The organism is Embleya sp. NPDC059213 (assembly GCF_042754445.1).
Classification (GTDB): domain Bacteria; phylum Actinomycetota; class Actinomycetes; order Streptomycetales; family Streptomycetaceae; genus Embleya.
In genome coordinates this window covers 21,806-35,995 of the sequence record NZ_JBHZAV010000037.1, presented here as the reverse complement: position 1 = coordinate 35,995, position 14,190 = coordinate 21,806, and the positions used below count along the sequence as shown (strand labels likewise).

Below are 14,190 nucleotides of genomic sequence, written 5' to 3'. Positions count from 1 at the left end.
GGCTCAACGCCGGTCGCTGAAGCGGATGTCCAGGCTGCGCAGATAGGTCTGCAGGCCCGCGTCCTGAATCGGGATCAGGTGCGCGGGACTACCGGACTCGTTGTGGTGGGCATGCCACTTTCCCGGCGGCGTCACGAACGCGCCCCCTGGTTGCCAATCCACTCGCTGCGGATCGACGATCTCGCCGTGCTCGTCGAGCCGATCGCCCAGCAGCGTGAAGCAGCCCGGCTCGCAGTCCAGGATCAGGTCCAGGGCGACCGACTGGTGCCGGTGCGGGCGTTGGATCTGGTCCACCGGAAGCAGGCCGAACATCGCCCACAGGGTGTGCGTGACGGTCAGCGTCTGGTCCTGGTCGACGGTGTTCAGCAACACACTGACCCGGTTCTTGGCGTTGGCACCGGGGGCTTCGGCGATCCGGGTGAGTTCCTCCACCGCCCGATGCCGGGAGAACTTGGTCGGCCGGAATCGGGCCTGATTCGGGGTGACCCCGAGGTAGCGCAGCAACGGCTCGTCGTGCACCCAATAGAAAACCGAATCCTGCGCCGCGTGGTGGGTGATCTCGCCCAGGTCCGGCAGCACCAGGAAGTCGCCCTTCTCCCACTCCACCGCCTGGCCGCCGACCAGCGACATGCCCCGTCCGTACATGACGTAGTAGAGCTGCGAGGTCGCGTTCGGCCGCACCGCGAGCCGGTCGCCCGCGTTGATCCGGACGAAGTTGGCCAGCAGCGCCGGACTGGTCGCCGGGCCGCCCGCGATCCGCATCGGCTCGGCCAGATCGAGCGGGATCACCCGGGTGACTCCGCCGGCGTGCAGTTCGGCCGGGAAACGCTCCACCGGGACGGGCGTCGTGTATCCGGCGCCGATCGGGTTGGCCGCCTTCGTGTACTCCCAGTAGACCGCGTCCGCACTCCATGCGGCGGCGGTCGCCGCAAGCGGCCCCTCGAAGCCGAATCGGGCCACGTCCACCAGCGGCGGCGCCGCGACGGTGGGGTCGAAGAGCGCGGATTCCCGCTCTCCGGACCGGTGCTGATCGGCCGTCACCTCGGGCTGCGCGGTCATCCGAAATCCCTTCACGAGCGACTCCCCCGGTCCTGCCATGGTGCCACCGGACCGGTTGTCGCAGGGAGCGGGAAGTCTCACACCGGCAACGCGATACACCGCACGCCTGCCCCGGACGACCCCGCCGACCCGTCGGCCGACCGCACACACGCCCGCTCCGCGTCGACCACCGTCGACGGATGGGCCCGAGGCCGACCGCGTCCGCCCGGTCCCGCGCCGGCTGTCCACCGATCGACGGACAGCCGGCGTCCGTCGTTCGTACGACCCGCCGCCCGACCCGCACCCGCCATCGTCGAGGCATGACGACACAGCGCCGGCGCCCGACCCGCACCCACCCCGACTCGGTGATCACGGTGCGCGGGTTGCGCCGGAGCCACCGAGGCCGCCCGGCGGTGGACGGCCTCGACCCGGACGTGTACCGAGGCGAGATTTTCGCGCTGCTCGGCCCGAACGGGGCGGGCAAGACCACGACGACCGAGATCCCGAGGGCTACCGCTCCCGGGACGCGGGCGAGGTCGCGCTCCCGGGCCGGCATCCGGCGAGCGCGGGTTCGCGCCGGCGGACCCGGATCGGCATCGTGCTCCGGGAATCGGCGGACGTGGCGGAGCTGACCGTGCGCCCGGGCGGCGAGATACCGGAGCCGACCATCACCCGACCGCCCTGGAAGACGTCGGCCTCGACCTGAACGAACCACCGGCCGGTGTGCGACGGTTCGCGGCCCTGTTCCCGCTCGAACGGCTGATCCAGGGGATGCGTTCGGTCTTCCTGCCGGACACGTTCCAGGCGATCGAGCCGGCCGGAAGCCGGGAACCGGCCGGGTGGCGCTGGTGCTCGCCGGGTGGGGTGTGCTCGGCTTGGTCGTGTGGATCGGGACCTTCGACTGGAGCGGGAACGAGCGTTGAACGCGGCACATGCGGTTGATGCGGTGAATGCGGCGAACCCCACCGGTGCGGTGCCCGGGGCCGGTGCGGTGAGCACCCCGATACCCGCCCCGATCGACGAGGAGGAGATCCTCTTCGGAAACAAGTTGCTCACCGCGTACCGCTACGCCTACTTCATCCTCGCCGCGACCACCGCCGCCGAGTTCGGCGCGGACCAACCGCCGTGGTGCCTGGTGGTGCTCGTACTGCTGCCGGTGTCGTTCCGGCTGCTGCTCCCGCCCGGGGTGGATCCGTACACGTGGGATCGGCGTGGGCAGATCCACCTGGTACTCGCGTATGGCGGAGTGACCGCGCTGAGCACGGTCGATCCCGACCGGATCGCCCTGATGTACGTATTGATGCCGCTGACCTTCACGTTCATCGAGCGCATGCTCCCGGCGATGGCGGCGGGCGTCTACCTCTTCGGCGTGAACGGCGCGTTCCAGGCCCGGGAGGCGCACTGGGCGCACGATCGGGTGATCAGGATCCTGGCCGAGATGGTGGTCGCGCTCGGCTTCAGCTTTCTGATGGCCCGGATCATCAACTGGCTGGCCGCCAAGGTGCAGGAGCGCGGACGGCTGCTGCGCGAGTTGGAGGCGACCCGGGCCGAGCTGGCCGCGACGCACCACGAGGCGGGAGTGCGGGTCGAGCGCGAGCGCATGGCGCGCGAGATCCACGACACGCTCGCACAGGGCTTCACCAGCATCCTGATGCTGCTCCAGGCGGCCGGGATCACTGTGGACTCGGACGCCACCGCCACCCGCAAACGCCTGGAGCTGGCCGAGCGGGTGGCCCGGGACAACCTCGCCGAGGCCCGCGCCCTGGTCGCCGCCCAGGGGCCGGCGGGCGGCGCGGAGCGTGCCGAGCCGATCGGCGAGTTGCTCGGTCGCACGGTCGCCGGACTCGGCGAGGAGTTGGAGGTGTCCGCGACGTTCCAGGTCGCCGGCGTCGAACACGAGCTGTCCTCGACGATCCAGGTGGTGTTGGTACGAGTGCTTCAGGAGTCGCTCGCCAACATCCGCAAACACGCCGACGCCCGTTCGGTGACGGTGGAGTTGGCCTACCGTCCGTTCGCCACCCGGCTGACCGTGGTGGACGACGGACGAGGCTTCGAACCGGGGCGGGGGAAGGGGGGATACGGTCTTCCCGGAATGCGGGCGCGGCTGGCGCAGGTCGGCGGCGAGGTCGAGTTGCTCTCGGCGCCCGGCCGAGGCACGACCGTACGGGTGGAGGTACCGCAGTGATCCGGCTGCTCATCGCCGACGACCATCCCGTGGTGCGCGAGGGCCTGGCGGGCATGCTCGCGGCCGAGGCCGACTTCGAGGTGGTCGCTTCCGTCGAGGACGGGGAACGGGCGGTGGCCGGCGCCGCCGAGTTGCGGCCGGACGTGGTGCTGATGGACCTGCGGATGCCGGGCACCGACGGCGTCGCCGCGACCCGGCGGATCGTGCGCGAACTGCCCGGGGTGCAGGTACTGATCCTGACCACCTACGACACCGACGGCGACATCGTGCGCGCGGTCGAGGCGGGCGCCACCGGCTACCTGCTCAAGGACACCCCTCGGCTGGAACTGGCCGCCGCGATCCGCGCCGCCGCCCGGGGCGAGACCGTGCTCGCCCCGCCGGTGGCCGCGAAGTTGGTCACCCGGTTGCAGGCACCGGTCCGCGACGCGCTGAGCCCGCGCGAGACGCAGGTGCTCGGCCTGGTCGCACGTGGGATGACCAACGCCGAGATCGGCCGCGAGTTGTACATCGGCGAGGCCACCGTCAAGACGCACCTGCTGCGCACCTTCAACAAGCTCGGCGTGGCCGACCGCACCGCCGCCGTCACGGTGGCCATGGCGGACGGGCTGCTGCCCGGCGCCGGCAGATAGGCCGCGCTACCCGGCGATCAGGCGCGCGTACCGGCCCTTGTGGAACATCAGCGGCGCGGTGTCCCGCGGCAGGTCCAGGGCGGTGACCGCGCCGATCACGATCACGTGGTCGCCGCCGGGCAACTCGTGCGCGATGTCGCACTCGATCCAGGCCACCGCGCCGGCCAGGCGCGGAGCACCGTTGTCGGCGGGCGCCCAGTCGACGTCGATGAACTTGTCGCCGCCGCTGCGGCCCATCGCACGACACACGTCCTGCTGGTCCTCGGCGAGGATGTTGACCACGAACCGGCCGGCCGCGCGCACCCTCGGGTAGGTCGTCGAGGTGAGCGCCGGAGCGATCGAGATGTACGCCGGCTCCAGCGACAACGACGTGAACGACTGGCAGGCCATGCCCACGGGCGCGCCGTCGTGGATCGCGGTGACCACCGTGACGCCGGTGGCGAAGTGGCCCATGACCTGACGCATCCGCGCCTGATCGATCCCGGCCGACGGCGTCGTTGCGCTGGACATGGCTGCCCCCAGGGGTCCGAAGCTGGATTTCTTGCATATGACTAATAGTCGTATGCCTTTTTGTCCCAGCCATTGAACGGCGGAACTGACGAACCGTCAATAACCTGGAGCGGGCTTCCGCCCCGTGATCACCGCCACCTTGACGGCCCCTTTCGGCGCGTTCGGGAACTTACGTGTGCCTGCTGCACGTCCGGATCAGTAGCAGTAGCGTCGTCCGCGACGTCATACATCCTCTGGAAGGAACACCCATGGCCGTGAGCCTGAGCAAGGGCGGAAACGTCTCCCTGACCAAGGAGGCCCCTGGCCTGACCGCGGTCGTCGTCGGCCTCGGCTGGGACCTGCGCACGACCACGGGCGAGGACTTCGACCTCGACGCGAGCGCCATCGTGGTCAACGCGACCGGCAAGGTCTACTCGGACCAGCACTTCGTGTTCTTCAACAACATGAAGACCCCGGACGGCACCGTCGAGCACACCGGCGACAACCGCACCGGTGAGGGCGAGGGCGACGACGAGCAGATCAAGGTCAACCTCGCGCAGCTCCCCGCGGACGTCGACAAGGTCGTCTTCCCGGTCTCGGTCTACGACGCGGACAACCGCAAGCAGTCGTTCGGCCAGGTCCGCAACGCGTTCATCCGCGTACTGAACGCGGCCGACAACGTCGAACTCGCCCGCTACGACCTCTCCGAGGACGCGTCCACCGAGACCGCGATGCTCTTCGGCGAGCTCTACCGCGCCGGCACCGACTGGAAGTTCCGCGCCCTCGGCCAGGGCTACGCCTCCGGCCTCGCCGGCATCGCCAAGGACTTCGGCGTCAGCGTCTGACCCCACCCCAAGCAACCCCGAACGCCGGCCGGGCCACACCCCGGCCGGCGTTTCCACACCCCGACCCCGGGACCACCCCACCCACCTTCAAAACCACCCAGCCCCACTCCTCCTTGAGCCAAACCCAGCCCACCCAACGCACAAGCACAACCAGCCCGACCGGCGCTTGAAGCCACTCAGCCCGGCCGGCGTTTGAGGCCACCCAGCCCCGCCGGCGTTTGAGGCGAACCCAGCCCCGCCGGCGCATGAGGCCACCCAGCCCCGCCGGCGCATGAGGCGAACCCAGCCCAACCGGAATCCCCGCCACACGCAAGGAGTTTGGCCCGCCCACTCCCGGCAAGTCATGTGTGCACGAGCAAAAACCGCCAATACACGAAGTGCCTCCAAGGTTCCACCGAAACCGCACGATCCAAGCCCCGACCCACCTGGGAGTCCCCGTGAACCCGACAGCGACCGTGATCCTGGCCGTGGTGATCGTCGTCGCCCTCGCCGCCGCAGCCTTCGCAGGCCGTTCGATATTGCGACGCAGGCATCTCCAAACGCGATTCGGCCCCGAGTACGATCGGGCCGTCGAGCAGTACGGCGACCGACGCGAGGCCGAACGCAATCTGGTCGACCGCGAGCGTCGGCACAACGAACTCAAGCTCGAACCGCTGGACCCGGCCGCCCGAGAGCAGTACGCGACCGAGTGGACCGAGGTCCAGGAACGGTTCGTGGACGCTCCGGACGACGCGGTACAGGCGGCGGACGAGCTGATCAGCCGACTGATGCGCGAGCGCGGCTACCCCACCGGTGCACACGACAAGCGGATGGAACTGCTGTCCGTCGAACACGGCCACACGCTGAACCACTACCGCCAGGCGCACGAGATCGCCCGACGCAGCGAGGCCGGCCAGGCCGAGACCGAGGACCTTCGCCAGGCGATGATCCACCACCGCGCCCTGTTCGACGACCTGCTCGGTCAGCCCTACCGGCCGCGCCGCAGCGAAGGCACGAGGACCGCTCCCCACCCGACCGGCGCGACCGACCCGACCGACACCGCCGGCGCCCCCCGCACCACCGGCTCGACGCGGAACGAACGAACCGACGCGTGGCAGGCCGACCAGGACGCCAAGGGCCCCCGCCTGGACACCACGAAGCCGGAAACCCGCTGACCGAACGCCCGCCCGGGCGCCCCCGGACACCGAGTGGTCACGGACAACGGAAAGAGCGGTCCTGAACGGGGGAACGCTCGGAGGAACGGCGCCACCGCCAGTCGTACCGGACGAGAGGACCCATACCGATGCGCAAGCAGAATTCCCCGAGCGGACCGGGCACCGCCGGTCCCGGCCGGGACGACGCTCCCGTCGTCGAACGCGACGAACGCGACCGCGCCGCCCGCCAGGCCCGCGTCACCGACGGCGCCGGTCCGGGTTCCGGCGGGATCCCGCCGGCGCCCACCGAGCCGCCGTCCGTGGCCGGCCTCCCGCACCGCCGGCACGACGACGTGGAGCCATACGGGACGTCGGTCCTCCCGGTCCGGAACGCGGCCGACAGCGCACCGCCGGCGCCCTCGGCGGGAGCCGGTGCACGGAGTTCGTCGAACCGCACGCCGACCGCGCGCAAGACGTCGCGCCGGACCGGCCCCGCCGCGGAGCCGCTGTTCGACCGGGAGACCGGCGAAGAGTTGCACGCGCGCTTCCGGGACACCCTCGCGGCCTTCGTGGACAGCCCCGCCGACGCGGTCTCCGACGCCGACGAGGTGGCCGCGCGGCTCACCAAGCTGGTGACCGACGCGATCCAGGCCCGACGCGACGAGTTGGAGCAGGTCCGGCGCGCGGCGGGAGACGACACCGAGCAACTGCGGCTGGCGCTGCACAAGTACCGCTCGTTCGTGCAGGCGATGTTGAAACTCTGACCGACGCGCTAGCGGGGACTGTCACCCACGTGGGTGAGAGTCCCCATCCGCGCGCCCACCCGTGCCCCAATCCGCGTCACCGCCGATGTCCGCGCTGCCGCTCCAATGTTGGGCCACGTCCCGCGACAGCGCCCGCGCGGCGGTCGTCACGGTCGGGATCAGCCGCCGCAGGTCGGCCGTACGGCGTCCGGTCACCAGCGACAGCGCGGCGACCACGGTGTCGTGCCGGTCCCGGACGGGCGCCGCCACCGAGTGCGCGCCGACGGTCATCTCGCCCGACGTGGTGGCCACACCCGTGCGACGGACCTCGGTCAGGCACTCGCGCAGCCGGTCCGGATCGGTGATGGTCCGCGACGTGTGCGCGGCAAGCGGCTCGGACAGCGCCCGCTCGCGCAACTGCCCCGGCGCGTACGCGAGCAGCACCTTGCCGACACCGGTGGCGTGCAGCGGCAGTTCGGTACCCACCCGGGTGACGATCGGCATCGAGCGGGTGCCGCGCAGCCGCTCCAGGTAGAGCGCCTTGCCGTCGCGCAGCACCGCGAGCTGGACGTTCTCGTGCGTCGCCTCGTACAGGTCCTCCATATGCGGCAACGCGAGATCGCGCAGGTCGGTCGCGGCGTGCGCCTGGGTACCGATGTGCCACAGCTTGACCCCGACCCGATACGACCCGTCGTCCAGCCGCTCCAGAAACCCGCCGGCGACCAACTCGGCCATGAGCCGATGCCCGGTGGCCGGCGCAAGATCCGCCCGCCGACACACCTCCGTCAGCCGCAACCGCCCATCCCCCGCCGCAAACGCACCCAGGATGGCCATCACCTTCCCGGCAACCGTGCCCGGCGTCATCCCGACCTCCAACCGAACAACCTCCCCCACCCAATCCCCGCCCCCACCCCCACCAACCCCCTCCAGCCCGTCCCCCACCCGAGGAAGACCAAAGCTCCCCACCCGCCGAACGCCTGCCCCCTTCAGCCCGTCCGGCGATTGAGGACGAACAAGGTCCCCACCCACCAACCGCAGCCCCACCCACCGAACCGACCGTCACCCCCAGCCCGTCCGGCGTTCGAGGACAAAATCCGGCCGCAGGCCAGGATTCACCCTCCCGCGCGCCCCGCCGCCACATGCGCGGAGATCGCCGAAGTGACCACCTCGGCCTGCTGGATGTTCACCAAATGCGCCGCATCGCCGACCTCCACCAGCGTGGCCCCCGAAATCCCCGCAGCCAGTTCCCGCGCCTGCTCGATCGGCGTCGACGGATCCCGCTCGGCACCGATCACCAACGTGGGCACGTCGATCCGCCCGAGCTCCGACCGCAGGTCGTACCGCGCCAGCGCCTCGCAGCACCCCGCGTAACCCTCCGGCGGACACCCGTACAGCATGTCCAGGATGCGCCGCACCTCGGCCGGCTCGCGCGTGGCGTACTCGGGCGTGAACCAGCGCCGGATCACCGTGTCGGCCAACTCCCGCATGCCCCGCGAGCGCACCGTCGCGGCCCGCTCCAGCCACGGCTCCGGCTCGCCGAAGCGCGCCGACGAGGAGCACGAGACCAGGGCGGTCAGCCGCTCGGAATGATGCACGCCCATCCACAGACCGACCGCCCCGCCGAGCGAGATGCCCGCGTAGGCGAACCGCTTGATGCCGTACGAATCGGCCAACGTGAGCACGTCGCCGACCAGATCGCCGACCGAGGCCGTACCCGGTACCGGGTGGGATGTGCCGTGTCCGCGCAGGTCGTAGCGCAGCACCCGGTGGTGCCGGGACAGTTCCGGGATCTGTGCGTCCCACATGCCCAGTTCGCTGCCCAGCGAGGGGCCGAGGATCAACACCGGGGCGTCGGCCGGGCCGTCGAAGCGGTGGTTGAGCGTGGCGATCGTCATTGGTCCTTCTCTTGAAACACGGTGCGATGGTGCGCGAGCGCCCGGCCGAGCAGAGCCGGGGCCGAGCCGAAGCAGGCGGCCGGATGGAAAACCGCCTCGTCCAACGACCCCAGCAGATCACGAAGGTGCCGGCCGTTTCGCGCCGAGGTCCGACCTGCCCCGACCGGCCGGCTTCCGCGTCGCGCGCCGCCACCGAGCCGGCTCGTACCCACACGGTCTCCGGTCGCCCGCCACCAACGGGCGCCCGACTTCCGCCCAGCGGAAGCCCAAGGCCCGGGCGCCGGATCGGACCGGGATTCTTTGCCCGACCGCGACCACCGGGCCCGAGCACACCGTTAGCCTCTGATCGCCCTGCCGCAATCGCGGTGGCGGCCTCACGGGGAGGCGACGCACATGGCGGTCCGCAAGGCAACGATGCAACGGCAGGTCGCGGAGGCGGTGGCCGCCGCCAACCCGGGCGATCAGCCGCTCGCCACGATGTTCGTGGTCCGCGGCCCGAACCCGATGTTGTTCGCGTTGTTCGGCGGAATCGGCGCACTGATCGGGGCGTCGATGTCCGACTACTACTTCTTCACGGTCACCCAGCAGGGGGTGATGTTCCATCGGGCGAGCGCGCTCTCCAGCAGGCCCAAGGAGGTCGCCTACGCGCTGACCCACGCCCAGGCCGGCGCACTGCTCTCCGAGCTGAAGATCAACACGACCTGGAGCCGGATGCACTTCTGGTTCCCGGGCCGGGACCGCCCGGCCAAGCTCAACTTCCCCCGCCCGTGGCGCGCCGAGGGCGAATGGATCTTCCGCTTCCTGATCGACGCGTACACCGCCTCCGGCGGCCAACAGCAGCCCTACGCCGCCCAGGCGCCCAACCCGTACGCAGCACAACAGAACTCGTACCCCGGCCAGGCCCCGCCGACCCCGAGTCCGTACCCGGCCCAGGCCCAGGCCCCGCAGCCCACGAACCCGTACCCGGCCCAGCCCCCGCAGCCCCCCGTCGGCTACCCGCCGCAGGCCCCGAACCCGTACGCGCAGTATCCGCAGCAGGGCGGCCCGCACCCCGGCTGACCCGCCCGCGCCCGCTCCTCCCGGAGCCGCCCGGCCCGACGACCGGCTAGCCGCGCGACGGGAGGGGCAGCGGGACGGCGGGGAGGCCGTCGATGCTCGCCACGTTGTAGGGCTTGCTGCCGGTGTACTCGGCGAACTCCGCGTCCGTCTTGCGGGCCAGGAACTCCTCGTGCAGCGTGCGCTCCTCGCGGTAGTCCATGAACGGGACCGCGTAGCCGCACGTGTCGCTGATCAACGTCGCGCGCACCACCACGACCGCGCGCAGCCCGCTCGCGTCCGCGTCGCCGAACCGGGCCACCAGGTCGGCGAAGCGCGGATCGTCGCGGAAGACCGCTTCGCCGATCCCGTGCACCCGGACGATCTTCGGCGGGCCCTCGAACGCGCACCACATCAGCGTGATCCGGCCGTTCTCCCGCAGGTGCGCGATGGTTTCGGCGTGGCTGCCGCCGAAGTCCAGGTAGGCCACCGTCGTTTCGTCCAGCACGACGAGCGTGCCGGAGCGACCCTTGGGCGACACGTTGACATGCCCGTCCTCGGCGAGCGGCGCGCTCGCCACGAAGAAGACCGGCTGATCCTCGATGAACTTTCGCAGGCGGCCGTCCATGCGTTCATACGTCTTTCCCATGTCCGCATTATCCGCGCCGCCCCGTTCGGCCCCCCTTCGGCACCCCCGACGGCGCCGTCAGCATGCCCGCACCGCCGCCCGTACCCGCGACAGCGCGGCCGGCGCCACCGACACCGCGTCGCAACCGAGCCGGACCAGATGCGGCAACACCGCCGGATCCGCCGCCGCGTCCCCGCACAGCGACACCGCGCGCCCCCGGGCGTGCCCGGCCCGGATGGTCTGCGCGATGGCGTCCAACACCCGCGGATGCGCCGCCGACGCGGGGGTCAGCCGCGGGTCGTCCCGGCTCAACCCGAGCAACCGGGAGGTCAGGTCGTTGGTGCCCAGCGACAGGAAGTCGGCGTGCTCGGCGAGGTCGTCCACCTGGGCGAGCACCTGTGGCAGTTCCACCATCGCGCCCAACGGCGGCGGGGCCAGGCCCAGTTCACCGCACGCGGCGGCGAGCAGACCCCGAACATGCTTGATCCGCCGGGGATGGTCGACCATCGGCAACAACAGCGCGACCTCCACCCCCGTCTCCGCCGCCGCGCGCATGATCCCGCGCAACTGCGCGGTCAGCGCCTCCGATCCGGGCAGCGTCATGCGCCGGTCGCGCAGGAACGGCGGTCGTTTGTCACCGGTGAAATCCAGGGTGCGCACCACGACCGGCCCCGGCGGCACCGAGGCCAACACCGGCGCCAGCACGGCCACCTGCCGTTCCTCGTCCGGCCAACCCGACTCCTCGGCCAGGAAAGGAAGTTCGGTACGCAGCAGGCCGACTCCCTCGGAGCCTGCCTCGGCCGCGGCGAGCGCGTCCGAGACGGTCGCCACGTTCGCCCGCACCCGGATCCGCCGCCCGTCCCGGGTCATCGCCTGTCCCGCGCCGCCACCGGGCACCCGTCGAGGCGCCGGAATGGTACGCACCCGCGCACCGGCGTTGGCCTCGACCGTACCCGCCTCGCCGTCCACCAGGATCAGGTCCTCGGCCAGGTCGGCCAGCGCCGCCACCGGGATGCCCAGCACCAGCGGTATCCCCAACGACCGCGCCACGATGGCCAGATGCCCGGTCGGCCCGCCCCGCTCGGAGACCGCCGCCGCCGGCCGGGGGCCGCGCAACAGGTCCATCGCCGCGAGCTCGGCACCGACCAGCACCGCAGGTGCCCCGCCCGGGAGTTGCCCGCCGGTCGGATCCTCGCCGCGCAGCAGCGCCTCGGCCTGTCGGCCCACATCGCGTACGTCCACCGCACGCTCGGCGATCAGTTCGTCGTCGAAGCCGGCCAGCAGGTCGGCGAAATCGTGTACCGCCGCCGCCAGCGCGTCGATCGGCGCCAGACCGCTCGCCAGATGTAGTGCGACGCCGTCCCGCAGTTCGCGGTCCCGCGCGATCAGGGCGGCGAAGTCGACGATGTCCGCCTCCGCCGACCGCCCGCGGGTACGCAGCGCGCCGGCCAGATCGTCCATGTGCCGGGCCACGGTGTCCAGCGCCTCCGGGATGTCGGCCGGTGCCGCCGGAGCCGGTACACCGCCTGCTCCGACCCGGGCCACCACGAGCCGACCGACCGCGGAACCCGGTGCGACCCCCGTGCCGCGCAGTACCGTGCTCATGCGACCCGGGCACGGTCGCGGTCGGCCCAGTGCAGCTCTCCCACGCTGTGTCCCCTTCTTCCCACGTCGTCCAACCGCCGCACGTCGACCCGCGCCGGTGGGCGCGCGGGTGCCGTGAGCGGTAACGGTTGCCGGCACGACACCGGTTCGACCCGGCACAAGACAACCACCCGGTCCCGCGACACAGTCTGGTGGACACACGGACCGTGTCCAGCCGGGTTGTGCGCAAAGGGGGCGGATGGGGACGGTGGGACGCACAAAAGGGGAAGTGGGGGACCCGAACGCGGAGTCGACGTTCGCCGACACCGCAACAGGCATCTCGACAGGCACCCGCCGGCCACCGCAACAGCCACCGCGCCGGCCACGCACCGGCCGCGCATCGAGCACAGCGCAACCCCGCCCGGCGGTCGCACCGGCGCGGACTCAGCCCGTCTCGTCGGCCTCGCGATAGCGAACCGCGGACAGGTCGTCCACGAAGCGCCCCATCAGCGCGCCGAGCGTGGCGAGGTCGTCGTCCGTCCAGCCGGACAGCGCCTCCTCGAAGTGCCGATCGCGCACCCGGCGCAGCCGACGGACCACACCTCGGCCCTTGGGAGTCAGTCCCACCCGGGTGATCCGACCGTCCCGCGCGTCGGTGGTCCGGGTGACCAGTTCGTCGGCCTCCAGCTTGCGCAGCTCCCGGCTGACCAGCGACATGTCCATCCGGGCGAGCTTGGCCAGATCGCCGATGGCCAGCCCGCCGCCGCCCGCCTGCAACCGGGCCAGCAACACCACCGCGGGTTGCGAGACCTGGGCGCGCGAGGCGGAGGTGAGTTCGCCGTGCACGCGACGGCTCTGCTGGAGTCGGATCAGGCGTTCGAGCGCGGTCTGGACGTGCTGCCGCGCCTCGTGTCGATCCGAGGAGGGCGTGGGCGACTCGGCTGACGGGGGCACTGGACGAGTCCTCCGAAGGGGAAGCAGCGCCGTACGGTTTCGTATGGCGGAGGCGGGCGTTCCACAGTCTAGGTGTGCATCCCGACGCACAGAAGGTAATTGATGGAGTCCAGCATTGACACGTGTAGGGGCCGATGGTTGGCTGCGCGCGTCAAGATCGACGCGGTGCGCGAGCGCCGTCGTCGAACCCATCGATCATCCCGGGGGACCCCGTGTTCGCACTCGACGGCAGGTCGGCACTGGTCACCGGCGCGGGGCAGGGCGTCGGCGCGGGCATCGCCCGGCTGCTCGCCGCGCGGGGCGCGATCGTCGCGGTCAACGACCTCGACCCCGAGCGCGCCGAACAGACGTGCGCCGACATCCGCGCCGCCGGCGGTCGTGCGTACACCGCCGCGTTCGACGTGACCGACCCGCAGGCCGCGCTCCTGGCCGTACGCACGTTCGAACGCACGGTCGCCCCGATCGACATCCTGGTCAACAACGCGGGCAACGGCGGCGCCGAGGGATTTCGGCCGACCAAATTCCGCCAAAGTGCCCCCGAGGACTGGCAACGCTTCGCCGACGTCAACCTGTTCGGCGTGATGGCCTGCACCAAGGCGGTGCTGGACGGGATGTGCGCGCGCCGCTTCGGGCGGGTGATCACCATCGCCTCGACCGCGGGCGTCAGCGGCCAGTCGTTCGGGATCTCGCTGTACGGGGCCTCGAAGGGCGGCGCCATCGCGTTCATGCGCCACCTGGCGATGGAGAGCGCGCGCGAGGGCGTCACCGCGAACACCGTCGCGCTGGGCCTGATGGACCCCCGCCCCAGCGGTCGCGAACTCGCGCACACCGCCGACCAGGCCAAGCACATCCCGGTCGGCCGGCTCGGCACCCCCGAGGACGCGGGCGCGGCCTGCGTCTTCCTCGCCTCCGACGAGGCCGGGTGGATCACCGGCCAGACCATTCAGGTCAACGGCGGCGCGATCACCACGTAAGAGCCCTGGATCGGCGCCCGCATGTGTGCTGGACTGATACCGAACCCGCGAGTAACAA

The 14,190-nt window shown here is 71.4% G+C and carries 14 protein-coding genes; 7 read left to right on the top strand and 7 right to left on the bottom strand.

Going from position 1 to position 14,190, the window contains the following annotated elements:
* Positions 1–3: 3 nt before the first annotated feature.
* Complete coding sequence (locus ACFXMF_RS16460) at positions 4–1,059, bottom strand: cupin (protein WP_360318256.1); 1,056 nt, start codon at positions 1,057–1,059, stop codon at positions 4–6.
* A 925-nt stretch (positions 1,060–1,984) separates the two neighbouring features.
* Between ACFXMF_RS16460 and ACFXMF_RS16455 the strand changes: the two genes are divergently transcribed.
* Together ACFXMF_RS16455 and ACFXMF_RS16450 are read left to right on the top strand one after the other, a co-directional pair.
* A complete protein-coding gene (locus tag ACFXMF_RS16455; protein WP_379988460.1) occupies positions 1,985–3,223 on the top strand; it encodes a sensor histidine kinase in 1,239 nt (412 codons plus the stop codon).
* Positions 3,220–3,852, top strand: a complete 633-nt coding sequence (locus tag ACFXMF_RS16450; RefSeq protein WP_360318262.1) for a response regulator transcription factor — start codon at positions 3,220–3,222, stop codon at positions 3,850–3,852. Before ACFXMF_RS16455 ends, ACFXMF_RS16450 begins: the two co-directional genes overlap by 4 nt.
* A 6-nt stretch (positions 3,853–3,858) precedes the next feature.
* On the opposite strand, the gene ACFXMF_RS16445 is transcribed toward ACFXMF_RS16450, so the two are convergent.
* Positions 3,859–4,362, bottom strand: coding sequence for a flavin reductase family protein (locus ACFXMF_RS16445; RefSeq protein ID WP_379988459.1), 504 nt, complete (start codon positions 4,360–4,362; stop codon positions 3,859–3,861).
* 248 nt (positions 4,363–4,610) lie between these two features.
* Between ACFXMF_RS16445 and ACFXMF_RS16440 the strand changes: the two genes are divergently transcribed.
* The 3 genes from ACFXMF_RS16440 to ACFXMF_RS16430 all read left to right on the top strand — a co-directional run bounded on the left by ACFXMF_RS16440 (position 4,611) and on the right by ACFXMF_RS16430 (position 7,083).
* A complete protein-coding gene (locus ACFXMF_RS16440; RefSeq protein ID WP_020555158.1) occupies positions 4,611–5,186 on the top strand; it encodes a TerD family protein in 576 nt (191 codons plus the stop codon).
* 437 nt (positions 5,187–5,623) lie between these two features.
* Complete coding sequence (locus tag ACFXMF_RS16435; protein ID WP_360318268.1) at positions 5,624–6,340, top strand: hypothetical protein; 717 nt, start codon at positions 5,624–5,626, stop codon at positions 6,338–6,340.
* Between the two features lie 128 nt (positions 6,341–6,468).
* A complete protein-coding gene (locus tag ACFXMF_RS16430; protein ID WP_379989256.1) occupies positions 6,469–7,083 on the top strand; it encodes a hypothetical protein in 615 nt (204 codons plus the stop codon).
* A gap of 21 nt (positions 7,084–7,104) precedes the next feature.
* Here the strand turns inward: ACFXMF_RS16430 and ACFXMF_RS16425 are convergent, their stop codons facing one another.
* The gene (locus ACFXMF_RS16425) at positions 7,105–7,926 is read right to left on the bottom strand and encodes an IclR family transcriptional regulator (RefSeq protein WP_360318274.1); all 822 of its coding nucleotides are present in this window, start codon (positions 7,924–7,926) and stop codon (positions 7,105–7,107) included.
* Between the two features lie 248 nt (positions 7,927–8,174).
* A complete protein-coding gene (gene pcaD, locus ACFXMF_RS16420; protein ID WP_360318277.1) occupies positions 8,175–8,957 on the bottom strand; it encodes a 3-oxoadipate enol-lactonase in 783 nt (260 codons plus the stop codon).
* Positions 8,958–9,350: 393 nt separating this feature from the next.
* On the opposite strand from pcaD, the gene ACFXMF_RS16415 reads away from it, so the two are divergent.
* Positions 9,351–10,016, top strand: a complete 666-nt coding sequence (locus ACFXMF_RS16415; RefSeq protein ID WP_360318280.1) for a hypothetical protein — start codon at positions 9,351–9,353, stop codon at positions 10,014–10,016.
* Positions 10,017–10,062: 46 nt separating this feature from the next.
* Here the strand turns inward: ACFXMF_RS16415 and ACFXMF_RS16410 are convergent, their stop codons facing one another.
* The 3 genes from ACFXMF_RS16410 to ACFXMF_RS16400 form a co-directional block, all read right to left on the bottom strand.
* Entirely contained in the window at positions 10,063–10,641 is a 579-nt protein-coding gene (locus tag ACFXMF_RS16410; RefSeq protein ID WP_360318282.1) for a pyridoxamine 5'-phosphate oxidase family protein, read from the bottom strand.
* A gap of 57 nt (positions 10,642–10,698) precedes the next feature.
* Positions 10,699–12,225 (bottom strand): putative PEP-binding protein, encoded by a 1,527-nt coding sequence (locus ACFXMF_RS16405; protein ID WP_360318285.1) that lies wholly within the window; start codon positions 12,223–12,225, stop codon positions 10,699–10,701.
* A gap of 423 nt (positions 12,226–12,648) precedes the next feature.
* The gene (locus ACFXMF_RS16400) at positions 12,649–13,158 is read right to left on the bottom strand and encodes a MarR family transcriptional regulator (protein ID WP_360318288.1); all 510 of its coding nucleotides are present in this window, start codon (positions 13,156–13,158) and stop codon (positions 12,649–12,651) included.
* Between the two features lie 212 nt (positions 13,159–13,370).
* Between ACFXMF_RS16400 and ACFXMF_RS16395 the strand changes: the two genes are divergently transcribed.
* Positions 13,371–14,132 carry an SDR family NAD(P)-dependent oxidoreductase gene (locus ACFXMF_RS16395; protein WP_379989258.1) on the top strand — a complete coding sequence of 254 codons (762 nt, stop codon included), beginning with the start codon at positions 13,371–13,373 and terminating at the stop codon, positions 14,130–14,132.
* Positions 14,133–14,190: the final 58 nt, after the last annotated feature.